Annotated in this window: 10 protein-coding genes and 1 tRNA gene; 10 read left to right on the top strand and 1 reads right to left on the bottom strand. The window is 46.7% G+C overall.

Going from position 1 to position 12,676, the window contains the following annotated elements; translation table 11 throughout:
- Window positions 1-21: 21 nt before the first annotated feature.
- From HMPREF1492_RS00580 to HMPREF1492_RS00555, 6 genes are all read left to right on the top strand, one after another.
- On the top strand, window positions 22-804 hold the full coding sequence (locus HMPREF1492_RS00580) for an NYN domain-containing protein (RefSeq protein ID WP_035434886.1): 783 nt from the start codon (window positions 22-24) through the stop codon (window positions 802-804).
- Window positions 805-832: 28 nt separating this feature from the next.
- Entirely contained in the window at window positions 833-1,519 is a 687-nt protein-coding gene (locus tag HMPREF1492_RS00575; RefSeq protein WP_051479315.1) for a HEAT repeat domain-containing protein, read from the top strand.
- A gap of 133 nt (window positions 1,520-1,652) precedes the next feature.
- Window positions 1,653-2,501 carry a SurA N-terminal domain-containing protein gene (locus tag HMPREF1492_RS00570; RefSeq protein WP_035434884.1) on the top strand — a complete coding sequence of 283 codons (849 nt, stop codon included), beginning with the start codon at window positions 1,653-1,655 and terminating at the stop codon, window positions 2,499-2,501.
- Window positions 2,502-2,514: 13 nt separating this feature from the next.
- Window positions 2,515-3,705 carry a purine-nucleoside phosphorylase gene (locus tag HMPREF1492_RS00565; protein WP_035434883.1) on the top strand — a complete coding sequence of 397 codons (1,191 nt, stop codon included), beginning with the start codon at window positions 2,515-2,517 and terminating at the stop codon, window positions 3,703-3,705.
- Window positions 3,706-3,762: 57 nt separating this feature from the next.
- Window positions 3,763-3,838: transfer RNA gene (locus tag HMPREF1492_RS00560), tRNA-Thr, on the top strand.
- A 119-nt stretch (window positions 3,839-3,957) separates the two neighbouring features.
- Complete coding sequence (locus HMPREF1492_RS00555) at window positions 3,958-4,275, top strand: glutaredoxin family protein (RefSeq protein WP_035434882.1); 318 nt, start codon at window positions 3,958-3,960, stop codon at window positions 4,273-4,275.
- Window positions 4,276-4,389: 114 nt separating this feature from the next.
- Here HMPREF1492_RS00555 and HMPREF1492_RS00550 read toward each other — a convergent pair whose 3' ends face one another.
- Entirely contained in the window at window positions 4,390-5,823 is a 1,434-nt protein-coding gene (locus HMPREF1492_RS00550; RefSeq protein WP_232215573.1) for a lipopolysaccharide biosynthesis protein, read from the bottom strand.
- A gap of 180 nt (window positions 5,824-6,003) precedes the next feature.
- Here HMPREF1492_RS00550 and HMPREF1492_RS00545 point away from each other — a divergent pair, with 180 nt between their 5' ends.
- The 4 genes from HMPREF1492_RS00545 (at window position 6,004) to feoB (ending at window position 12,353) form a co-directional block, all read left to right on the top strand.
- Window positions 6,004-8,871: a phosphoenolpyruvate carboxylase gene (locus HMPREF1492_RS00545; RefSeq protein WP_035434880.1), complete on the top strand. Its 2,868-nt coding sequence runs from the start codon at window positions 6,004-6,006 to the stop codon at window positions 8,869-8,871.
- A gap of 240 nt (window positions 8,872-9,111) precedes the next feature.
- A complete protein-coding gene (locus HMPREF1492_RS00540) occupies window positions 9,112-9,378 on the top strand; it encodes a FeoA family protein (protein WP_051479314.1) in 267 nt (88 codons plus the stop codon).
- Window positions 9,379-9,447: 69 nt separating this feature from the next.
- A complete protein-coding gene (locus HMPREF1492_RS00535) occupies window positions 9,448-9,693 on the top strand; it encodes a FeoA family protein (protein WP_035427815.1) in 246 nt (81 codons plus the stop codon).
- Entirely contained in the window at window positions 9,693-12,353 is a 2,661-nt protein-coding gene (feoB, locus tag HMPREF1492_RS00530; RefSeq protein ID WP_035434878.1) for a ferrous iron transporter B, read from the top strand. Before HMPREF1492_RS00535 ends, feoB begins: the two co-directional genes overlap by 1 nt.
- The last annotated feature ends 323 nt before the right edge of the window (window positions 12,354-12,676 follow it).

Genomic DNA, 12,676 nt, shown 5'->3' with positions numbered 1-12,676 from the left:
TAACCGCAAAGGACCCCGATTATGAGTGATATTTCTACTCCTCAGAGCTCTATTGCGGTTTTCATCGATTATGAAAATTTGGCACTAGGAACAGGCAAAAGAAAGAGAAACGGTCATCAAGAGCCAGGCCATCTTCCAGAGATGAAGCTCATTATGGAGAGGCTTGTTGATAAGGGACGCATTACTGCCAAGCGTGCATACTGCGATTGGCAGCGCTTTCCAAATGCTATTACACCCCTGCATGAGCTTGGCATTGAGCTCATTGAGATTCCCGATAGAGCTTATACCGGCAAGAACTCCGCTGACATTAGACTTGCGGTAGATGCTGTTGAGATGTGTCTAACTAAAGATCACATTGACACATTTGCTGTGCTTTCTGGTGACTCGGACTTCTCGCCACTTGTGGCAAAACTCAAAGAGGCTGGTAAAACAGTTATTGGCGTTGGCATGAAGGAATCTACCAGCTCGCTTCTTGCTGAGGTTTGTGACGAGTTTATCTTCTACGAGGATATTTTGAGTTCTGGCAGAATTCCAGACTTTAAAGAGAAGGTACCTGTCGAGAAACACGACTGCTATCAGCTCTTATTTGAGACCATTGAGTCTTTGGAGCGTGAAAGCGAAACATTTATTTATGCGTCTCGTTTAAAGGAGACTATGCGAAGGAAGCGTCCACAGTTTGCTGAGGCAACTTATGGATATCGTTCGTTTACTTCTCTTTTACGTGAAGCATCGAGCCTTGGATTTATTAAAATTCATGAGGATCAAAAAAGCGGTACCGTTGTCGTAGACGGATTTAGAGAATAAAGGGTGTTTTAGAGAGGATTTAGGTTTCATGGCAGAAAAGAAAGAAACTGCTCAGAAGCCAAAAAAGGCTTCAACTAAGGCAACCGCAAAAGCGGGCTCTACAAAGGCGCCAAAAGAAGAAAAGCAACCTGCTAAGAAGGCTACTAAAAAGCCAACTATGGCACAGATGAAAAAAGTGAATGCACTGGTCATTGCTTTATCTGATGCTAGTAGGCGCGCTCGTCAAGACGCTTCTCATGAGCTTGCGGAGCTGGCCCATATTGCTCCTCTTGCTTTTGAAGAGCACATTGATTCTCTTATTGATGCACTATATAGGCCAGAGGCACAAACTCGTTGGGAAGTACTTGATGCGCTTGCCAATCTGAGCGCTCACTTTGGTGACCAGGTCTTTAAGGCATTTGACGCTGCTGAAGCTTCTTTGTTTGATGACGACTCGGCAACAGTGCGTCTAGCAGCATTTTTGTTCCTTTGCCAGTACGGCGCAACTTCTGCAAAACATTCTGATGAGGCATGGCCACTTCTGGATGAGGCAGTTCAGTGCTATCACGGAGATGCTGAGTACCATGATATGCTCCAAGGTCTTCTCGCCTTAGCACATGGAACTATTTCTAAGGACGTGAAGAAGGCATTGTCGCAGCGTATGAAGTTTGATGCGGAAAATGCCACTGGATACATTAAGCAGTATTCGGAAGAGATTGTTGCAGCTACCAAGTAATTTGATTTGCTTGTAAATGACTGTGTACAAACGGGGGAGTTTACTGGTTGTATGTTTTATGCATGCTAATAAGAGTAAACTACAGGTTTGTATTATGTACGCATAGTTGCATTAAGCGATGAAAGGCAAGGATATGCCATCTATTGATGTAAAAAAGAACTCAAAGATCTTTATCGGAGTAGGCGCAGTTGTATTGTTTGCTCTTGGTATTGTCATCGGTCGCTTCCTTCTGGGCGGTGGCGGAGCTACTGGTTCTTTGAACGGTCGCACCACACTTTCTGAGGGTGAGCTCAACACTCCTATTGCTTCTTATACCTATAACGGTCAGACCAAAGAAGTAACTGCTCGTGAGGTCATTGAGAATACTTCTGGTCTTGACGCAGCAAAGCAGTCTGACGGCACCTATGCTGTCCCACCAGCGGATAAGATTATTGGTTACGTTCGTAATGCTCTTGTTGTTGCTGAGGCTCAGAGTAAGGGTATTACCGTTACTGATGACGAGATTACCAATTACATGCAGACCAACTTCAAGACTACTGATGTTAGCCAGGTTGCTTCTGCATACAAGCTCTCTGAAGATGTTGCAAAGAAGCTCATCCATGATGCTGTCATCATGAAGAAGTATCGTGATAGCGTTCTGACTACAACCCTTCCAGATGCTCCACAGGCACCAACGGCACCTGAAGATGGCAATTCTGAAACCACAAGCCAGGAGTATGCTCAGTACATCATTAGTCTTGCTGGTAGCGAGTGGGACGCAAACAATAACACTTGGGCTTCCCAGGATGGCGATTACTACAAGCAGCTCTCTGCTTATTCAATCTCCAACGATTCCGCTTCTTATGCAGCTGCTCAGACCGCTTATCAGGTTGCAATGAGCAAGTACTCTGCTGTTGCAAGCAAGGCGTCTCAGGAGTGGTCACAGAAGATCAACGAGATTCTTGGTAAGGCATCTATTGCTGTTTACTCTCTTGCTCTCTAGGATTTGAAAAGCAATGAAAGTTGCTATTAGCGCTTGTTTACTTGGCCTCCCCGTCAGATATGACGGAGGGGCCAAGCCTGTTTCTGCAGTACAAAAGCTGGCAGAAAAAGTAAACGTCACAAAGATTTGCCCCGAGACTTCCTCAGGTCTTCCTGTGCCTCGTCCACCCGCGGAACAGCGAGAAGGACGTGTTTGGCTCAAGGATGGCTCGGATGTTACAGAAGATTTTGAACGTGGATCTAAGATTGCTCTTAGCGCTGTTACGTCTTCTGACATCACGCTCGCCGTTTTGAAGGCAAAGAGCCCGTCTTGTGGCGTGCATGAGATTTATGATGGTACGTACTCAGGAAAGCTTGTTTCTGGCGAGGGAACACTTACTCGTCACCTCTTAGAGGAGGGGATTTGCGTGGTTACCGAGAAAACCATTGAGAATGTAAGCCCATCTGTTGAGCATCCTGTTGCTCTTATTTTGGGAACCGGACTTGGTCATCTTGCCGATCTGGTAAAGCCAGTTCGTCGTATTGATTATCGTGATATTCCCGGCTTCCCTGTTGACGCTTCACCTATGGCAGGTCACAGCTTTGAAGCAACCATTGGTACTATCGATGGTGTGCCTGTAGTTGTCTATCCTGGCCGCGTTCACCTCTATCAGGGCTATTCTGCCGCTGAGGTAACCTCTCTTGTTCAGCATGCTCATCACCTAGGCTGTAAAGACATTATTTTTGCAGGTGCAACAGGCGCTGTTTCTGGAAACGCAAAGACTGGCCTTGGCGTTATTACGGATCAGATTAACCTCACCGGAACCAATCCGCTTGCAGAGTGGGCAGGCCTTCGCGATGTCGAGACACCATTTGTTGATATGAATGATGCCTTCTCGCCTTACCTAAGAACGCTTGCACGTGGCGTAGCAGATGACCTTAAGATTGAGCTCAATGAGGGTGTTTTTGCTGGTCTTTTGGGACCAAACTTTGAAACTCCTGCAGAAGTTGCTATGCTTCGTAGCTTTGGCGTCTCATATGTTGGCGTTTCCACAGCTCTTGAGGTTATTATGGCCCGCGCTCTTGATATGAACGTATTAGCTCTAACGCTTGCAGCAAATCCAGCTGGTGCTCACGGAACTACGCATAAGAGTGTTCAAGAGGCATCCGAGAAGTACGCAGATGATCTTGAGCGCCTTGTTCGTGGTGTTCTCGGGCTTCTTTAGTATTTCTGCTTGAATAATACAGGGCTTCCCCGTATAGTTGTTAGCGCGCTTTTGCACGCCAGCATAGCTCAGTTGGTAGAGCACCGCTCTCGTAAAGCGGGGGTCATCAGTTCGATCCTGGTTGCTGGCACCATTAACTATTAAATAGCCGCCTTGTGCGGCTATTTTTATGCCTATCTAAATCCATGTGAAACAACTACACTGTGGTGGGTATAGACAAAGTAGTAGTAATTACTAACAAAAGGAGTTTTTATGGCTACTCAGAATCTCGAGTTTTTCTATAAGCCAACCTGCCCATACTGCCACAAGGTTATGTCCTTCATGGAGCAGAACAACATTGAGCTTCCTATGCATGACATTGTTGCTGATGACGCTGCTCGCGAGCGCCTCATTGAGGTAGGCGGCAAGCGTCAGGTTCCATGTCTGTTCATTGACGGCAAGGCAATGTATGAGTCCGGCGACATCATTAACTACCTCTCCGAGGTCTTCCATGTTTCTGGTTCAAACGATGATTCAGATGACGGCTCTGCAGCAGCTGCTTGCACTATCGGCGGCGCTTGCTCCTTCTAAGCTCATTGTCGAGAAACCCCTCTAGCAGACGGGTTTCTCGCTATATGCATTAAAACCCCTCTGTTCCAACGTATGGAGCAGAGGGGGTTTTGCGTTTGAGCATCAATTGTTTTGCTAGCTTTTCATACGTGCTACGGCGTATTCGCTGATGAGCAGTAAGAAGAGGATAAGGATGGATGAGAAGCTGCCAATAACTGCGCCATTAAGACCAGTAAAGCTGACCATCATCCAGATAATGGGGATGGATACAGCAAATGAAATGAGGTACGAGCGCGTAACGGCTTTTTGAACTCGCATGATGGTGATGAGCTGGTATAAAAAGTCGATCGCAGCACAAAGTCCACCCGTGGCCACCATAATGCGTGCAAGTCCACGATATTGCTCAAAATCAACGCCATATAAGAAGCCGTTAAGAGGAATGCCAATGATCTCGACAAATGCAGCGGTACCAATGGTGACTACGGCAATGGCTCCAAACATTGCAAGTACAATTACGCCAAAGCGCTTCTTATTAGCGGGATTATGAATTGAGGTTTCTAGCAAACTAGCAAGTTTGAAGAGCTGTGGCCTGTAGATGAGCGTAGAGATCATCAAAATAGTGTGAGCTGGGAAATAAAGTGCGTTGAAGTACAACTGATTGCTGTAAGAAAGTGTGCCTTCCATGGCAAACTTTGGCAGCGAGTCAATAAGGTTGTAGAGGAAAAGTGCTAAAAAGAGAGGCCAGCACTGTACAAAAATATCTTTGATGTTTGCAAGTTTGATGCGCACGCTTTTATCGGTCTCAAGAATGGCTAGGGGAGCAGAAACAAATAGCAGGGTGATAAGGGCACAAATACCCATGCTCCAGCTTGCCCATACAAGATTTCTGGTAACAAACAACACAACAGTAAAGAGAATAAAACTGGCACTACACCTAAGAGCCTGACTGAGTCCGGCTAGATAGAGTTTATCTTTTTGCTGAAGACGACCTTCGTAGACATCTGCCATGCCGTCAACTGCCCTAAAAAGCAAAGCTCCCGTGCAGATAGAAAACATGGGCTCGGTATACCCTTTAAAGAAGCACCAAATAAGACCTGCTAGTACCATGACAACAACAGTAGCTGCGCGTTGAATCTGGTAATCAGAAAAACTACGTTGTTCAACTATGTCGGAAACTTGATACGTGCGAACACCGTATTGGGCAATAAATAACAAAAGTGTTGCCACAACAAATGCCATGGAGAAAAGTCCTGCTTGTTCAATGCCAACAAGCTGAGAGCAAACAACAGTTAAAAGCGGGAAAAGTGCACCCCAGGCACCTTGTCCAAGTGCATTGAAGAGATAATCCTGGGACGTTTGATGTGCCAAGTATTGCTCGTCTTGATTAGCAATATCGCCAGAGACTACGGCAGAGAGAAGCCTGGTCCACCATGTAACCACAATGCCAGGTTGACCCCCGTTTGTGCGCGAGTCATCAAGCTCATAGCGAGGTGTGCGAAGACGCTCTACCTGCTTATGTACGGAAGAATTGTTGTACGCAGTACGACTTTTCTTGAATGGATTGAGCATGTAAAACCTAAAATCTTCTTTAACGTGGCCAGAAACTTTGATATATCAATTTTTATTTGTTATATCGATTGTAGTCCACGATGTACATTAGGTAACAGATTGACAAACAATCGTGCGAAGATTGTTACAAAAGGGTATGGTAGATAGTACGTATTCTGAGTCATGTGGGAAAGGATGAGCATGGCAGGCAATCCTCAAGATTCAAATCTAGAGTCCAGCAATGCTTCTTTTGACGAGAAACCCATCGATGGTGCAACAACTTCTGAAGTAGCTCAGTCGCTTCTTGAACGACGCGGGAATGAGATTGCTGCTGCTCGTACCCTTATTCAAGCGCTTAAAGCACCAGCTCCTCTGCGTGATAACCTTACCTTCTTTTTGCGTTTGGTAAGAAAGGTGCTTGCTGAGTACAATCCAGATCTTCTTACTAGCTTTGACACGTTGTTGGTTGAGGCAATTAAAGCTGGACCAGATGACTTGTCTACAACTCGCGCACCTTTGCTGCTTGAGGCAATTAATGCGGTGCTCAAGGTAGATTCAGAGAAGGAATCGCTTAACGCATTTCTTCGCTTTGCCTCTACCATTGACAACCTAAGCATTGAAGACTCCGTACTTCTTATGCGTGCGTTTGTCACTTTCTTCCATTTAGCAAATCTTTGTGAAGAGAATTATCGCGTTACCAGCCTGCGTTCTCGTGAGGCCTCTGTAGATCCATCCTCTGCAGAAGACCCTATCAACGAGATAACCGTTGCCTATAGGCAGCTTATTGACGAGTGTGGTGAAGAAGAGGCAAAAGCACGTCTTAATCGCCTTGAGTTCCATCCTGTTTTTACTGCACATCCAACTGAGGCTCGCCGTAAAAATGTTGAGCGCCGAATCCGCGCTATTTCAGAGCTTCTTGATGAGCGCCAGAGGCTCGGCGGTCCTGCTCGCATAGAAAACGAGCGTTGCATGTTGCAAGAGATTGACGGCCTGTTCCGCACATCTCCTATCGGTCATAAAAAGCCAACTCCTTTGGAGGAGGCAGACACTGTCCTTAACATTTTTGACACCACTCTTTTTGAGATGGTTCCCTTGGTGTATCGCCGCTTTGATAACTGGGTGCTGGGAGAAAATGCTGGTTGTGTGCGACCTGTCTGTCCACCATTCTTCCGTCCAGGTAGTTGGATTGGCTCCGATCGCGATGGTAACCCTAACGTCACCGCCCTGGTTTCTCGCCAAGTTGCCGAGAAGTACCGTGTACACGTACTGCAGGCACTGGCTCGGGCTACCAAGGAAGTCAGTCGAGGCCTGACGCTTGATGGTATTTCTACTCCAGCTTCGCCTGCGCTTGTCAATCTTTGGGCACAGCAGGTAGAAATGAGCCAGGCCCTGACCTCTAGGGCTATTGATAAGGCTGGGTCTGAGTTGCACCGTGCGGCAATGCGCGTTATTTCTGGACGACTCAGCGCCACCATTGAGCGCAATGCTGACCTGATGTATCAAAACGCTGAAGAGTTTATTGCTGATCTGCGCGTTATTCAGGATTCACTGGCTCAAGCAGGGGCTTTCCGTATTGCCTACGGTCCTGTTCAAAAGCTTATCTGGCAGGCTCAAACTTTTGGCTTCCATTTGGTAGAGATGGAGTTCCGTCAGCACTCTTTGGTGCACAAGCGTGCACTTACAGATATTGAGGCACACCCATCAACTGCCGAGAAACCCGCCAAACTTGATGCTATGACGCAGGAGGTGCTAGACACCTTCCGCTCCATTGGATCAATTCAAAAGAAGAACGGCATTAATGCTGCTCGTCGCTATATTATTTCGTTTACGCAGTCTGCTCAGGATGTTGAGAATGTCTATAAGCTTGCACGTCTAGCGTTTGCAAATGAAGAAGACGTTCCTGTACTAGACGTTATTCCACTCTTTGAGCAAATTGAAGACCTTGAGAACGCTGTTGCTACACTTGACCAGGTAATTCAGCTCCCTGAGGTACAGGCACGTCTTGCTCAGACAGACCGCAAGCTTGAGGTCATGCTGGGCTATTCCGATTCCTCAAAGGACGAGGGTCCAACTACGGCAACGTTGGTTCTGCATAAGACCCAGGCTGCTTTGGCAGAGTGGGCAGAGAAGAACTCCATTGACCTCATCTTGATGCATGGTCGTGGCGGTGCAGTTGGTCGTGGCGGTGGTCCTGCAAACCGTGCTGTTCTTTCTCAGCCCAAAGGCTCAGTCAACGGTCGCTTTAAACTTACTGAGCAGGGAGAAGTTATTTTTGCTCGCTATGGTGACCCAACGCTTGCCCGTCGTCACGTAGAGTCCGTTGCTGGAGCAACACTGCTTCAGATGGCACCTTCTATTGAGCAGAAGAATACTCAGACAGACGTGAAGTTTGCTTCACTCGCTTCTGAGCTTGATAAAGCGTCCAAGCAGCGTTTCTTGGAGCTCATTCACTCCGATGGCTTTGCTGAGTGGTTCTCGGTTGTTACCCCTCTGACAGAGATTGGTCTTCTCCCCATTGGTTCAAGACCTGCAAAACGTGGTCTGGGTGCCAAGTCTCTTGATGACTTGCGTGCTATTCCATGGATTTTCTCCTGGTCACAGGCTCGTATCAACCTGGCTGCTTGGTACGGACTGGGCAGTGCCTGCGAGGCAGTAGGGGATATCGAACGCCTCCGTGAGGCATATAGAGAGTGGCCGCTGTTCACTACGTTTATCGACAACATTGAGATGTCTATCTCCAAGATTGACGCTCGTATTGCAAGGCTTTACCTGGCCTTAGGCGATCGCCCTGAACTTTCGGAGATGGTTCTTTCTGAGATGGCTCTCACACGTAAGTGGGTGCTGAATATTACGGGAAATAAGTGGCCGTTGGAGAACCGTCGTGTGCTTGGTCCTGTTATCCGCCTGCGTCTGCCATTTGTTAATATTCTCTCGGTTACGCAGGTGCATGCCCTGTCTGAGCTTCGTATAAGGGATGACATGCTTACTCCAGAGGAACGTGCAAACATTACGTATTTGATTTTGTGCACCGTGTCTGGTGTTGCCGCAGGTCTGCAGAATACGGGCTGATGTCACACAGCTTGCCGTAAGCTTGAGCAAACAATCGTTTATGTTTACGTAAAACTAGGATTACCTGAAATAAAGTTGCAATATTTACAAGGCGAGAAACCACTGGTAGACAGAGTTTCTCGCCTTATTTTTATTTTAATTATTAAATGAAAGTTGAATTACCTTAACTTTTAGTTGATACTAATGAAGTAAAAGTTCGAAAGAGCAAACTTAGTTTGCCTACGTTATTTTGGGGGATGCATGGATACAGAAAAGACCTCACAGGGTCCTGCGAATTCTGGTCCAGTTCTTCCTCTTGCCATGCTTGGTGAGGGAGAGACTGCGCTGATCGTAACGGTTAAGGGTGCTTCTGATCTTCGCCAGCACCTCTCAACACTTGGTTTTGTTGAGGGCGCCGAGGTAAAGGTTATTTCACGAGTCAACGGCGACGTTATTGTTAGCGTTAAGGGTGCACGACTTGGACTGAACCGTCAGATGTCGTCGCACATCATGGTTTCTCCGCTCTAAACACTTTGTTGTATTGCGCTGCTGGTAAAACCCGCGGCTTTTAATACGTGTTTCGATGAAAGGAAGGTTATGGCAACTCTGAAAGAAGTTAAGGTGGGGGAGAGTTGCACGGTTGCTGCGCTAAAGGGTGTAGGCGCCGTGAAACGTCGCATCATGGACATGGGCCTTACTAAGGGTACTGAGGTTCACGTCAAAAAGGTAGCACCACTGGGAGACCCAATTGAGCTCACAGTTCGTGGCTACGAGCTTTCTATCCGCAAGGATGAAGCTGCAAGCATTGAAGTAGTAGACGTTCACAAGGTAGAGGAAGCCTAATGGCACAAAAGACTATTATTGGTCTTGCAGGTAATCCAAACTGCGGTAAGACCACCCTATTCAATGAGCTTACGGGCTCAAACGGTTACGTCGGCAACTGGCCTGGCGTTACCGTCGAGAAGAAGCAGGCAAACTGGCGAGCTGATAAGGACGTCACCTTTGTCGACCTTCCTGGTATTTATTCTCTGTCTCCTTATTCACCTGAGGAGCAGGTATCACGTGACTATCTCATTAACGAGCGCCCTGATACTATCATTGACCTTCTCGATGTTACTAACCTAGAGCGTAACCTCTATCTGACTACTCAGATTCTTGAGGCTGGTCGTCCAGTTGTCCTTGGTCTTAACATGGTTGACCTGCTCAAGGAGTCTGGTGACGTCATTGATGTCAAGGAGCTTTCTAAGCAGCTTGGCGTTGAGGTTGTTGAGGTCTCCGCACTTCGTAACAAGAACATTGATACTCTGGTAAAGACGGCAATTAAGGCTGGCCAGGAGGGAACTCCTGCTGAGGGTGTTAAGTGCTTTACCCCAGAGGTTGAAGAGGCTCTTGGCAAGATTGCTGCTGCAATCGAGGGCCTTGCTCCAGCATCTCTTTCTCGTTGGTATTCAATTAAGGTCTTTGAGCGCGATGCAGTTGCAATTGCCCCTCTTAATCTTTCTGCCGAGAAGACCGCAGAAATTGAGAAGATTATTTCTGCAGTTGAGAAATCTCGTGATGACGACGCTGAGTCCATCATCACGTCTGACCGTTATGAGTGGATTGCTGGCGTAATGGCAGCTTGTGTCAAAAAGGCACCTAAGAAGCTGTCTACTTCCGAGAAGATTGACCGTGTTGTCACTAACCGTATTCTGGGTCTTCCAATTTTTGTTATTGTAATGTCCCTGGTGTATTTTATCTCTATTTCTACAGTTGGTATCAATGCTACCAACTGGGTCAACGACAATCTGTTTGACAAAGGTTTTCACGTATTGGGCATCGGAGATGCAGAGTATAGTCAGGCAAAAGATGATTTTGACTCTCACCACTATGGCGACCAGATTGACGCATATCTCAATGCAGCAGACGAGGCCGGTATTGATACCACTGAGGTTCGTGCTGCAATCGCGGCTAAACAGTGGGATTCTGACGCTATTACTAATTTTGAGAACGAAGCTTCTAAAAAGAGCGTCGTTGCTCTGAGCGCACCAGTTCATGATGAGGATGGCAACTTCGTTGATACTGACGACAATCCTCTTCAGCTTGACGCAAACGGCAACCCAATTCTTGCTGAAGGTCAAGAACTTCAGACTCTGGGCGGCGTAACTGCTGCGGGCTTCAAGACCGCTGTTGAAGGCGCTGCTACTGAGCCAGAGGCATCTGAGTACGGCATGTATGTCCCTGGTATTCCTACGCTTGCTCGCGGCGCTCTTGAGGGTGCTGGCGCAAGCCCCGTCATCACCAGTCTTGTAGTTGACGGTATTATCGGCGGCGTAGGTGCTGTTCTTGGCTTTATTCCACAGATGTTTGTCTTGTTTGTTATGTTGTGTTTCTTGGAAGACTGCGGATATATGAGCCGCGTTGCTTTTGTTATGGACCGTGTCTTCCGTCGTTTTGGTCTATCAGGTAAGTCTTTTATTCCACTTCTTATCTCCTCTGGTTGTGGTGTTCCTGGCGTTCTTTCTACTCGTACTATTGAAAATGAGAAAGATCGTCGCATGACGATTATGCTTACCACTATGATTCCATGTTCGGCAAAACAGCCTATTATTGCCTTGATTATGGGTGTTCTTATTGGAGGAACTACTGCTTGGTGGATTGCCCCAGCCTTTTATTTCTTGGGTGTAGCTATGATTGTTATTTCTGCAATCATGCTAAAGAAGACTAAGGCTTTTGAGGGAGAGCCAGCACCATTTGTCATGGAGCTTCCTGATTATCACATGCCTTCTCTTAAGTCTTGGGCAATGCATGTTTGGGAGCGTATTTCTGCGTATATTATTAAAGCTGGTACCATTATTTTTGCTGCAGCAATTGGAATTTGGGTTTTATCCAATTTTGGCTGGGCTAACTGGGACGGCGCAAATGGAGTATTCGGCTATCTCCCAGGTATTCAGGGTGCTCCTGATAATGTTATGGACTTTTCTTTGCTTGCTGCTATTGGCGGTTCTATTGGATTTATCTTCTCTCCACTTGGATTTGGAAATTGGCAGGCAACTGTAGCTTCTATTTCTGCTTTGATTGCAAAAGAGAATCTTGTTTCCACCTTTGGCGTTCTTTATGGCCTTGGCGATGCAAGTGAGAAGTCTGTCACTATGTGGTCTGGCTTTGCTGGTATGTTTACTGATGCTGGTGGTATCCTCCACGTTGGTGCAATGTGTGCATTTGTGGCATTCAATATGCTTGACGCACCTTGCTTCGCTGCAGTAGGTTCTATTCGTCGACAAATGAACGACTCTAAGTGGTTCTGGTTTGCTATTGGCTATCAGTGCGTATTTGCATGGATTGTTGGCCTGATGATCAATCAGTTCTGGGAGTTCTTCGTTCTTGGTTCCTTCGGTGTCTGGACTGTTATTGCTTTTGCCTTCTTGGCAGCAATTCTCTTCCAGCTCTTCCGTCCTGCTCCAAAGTGGGATAAGAAGGACGACAAGATCCTTACCAGCCTTACTGAGGCTGCAAAGGCATAAGCTACTACTAGTTTAGTAAGCTGACCTGATCCCCCGCACCAATTCGGTGCGGGGGATTTTGTTTATGTTTATCTCGGACTTTCTTGATATAAGATAAAAATCCATAGACATGTAAACTTAGTCTAACTTTTTGTAGAGTTTACGAAATTAGATAAAAAAGTTGAAAATGTTCTTGTAAGTTTCCCTCGGTTAACTTACTATGTTTTTAAGCAATTTAGTTGCTTGCTTTATTCAGGTTCCCGTAGCTCGAAGAAAGACCCTCTCCCTTTCTTGCGAGCGTAGAACACGAGCCGCTGACTCTGGGTGTCAGCGGCTCGCCCCTT

The sequence above is a fragment of the Atopobium sp. BS2 genome (genome assembly GCF_000565075.1).
Lineage (GTDB): Bacteria > Actinomycetota > Coriobacteriia > Coriobacteriales > Atopobiaceae > Lancefieldella.
This window is presented reverse-complemented; position numbering and strand designations above follow the sequence as displayed.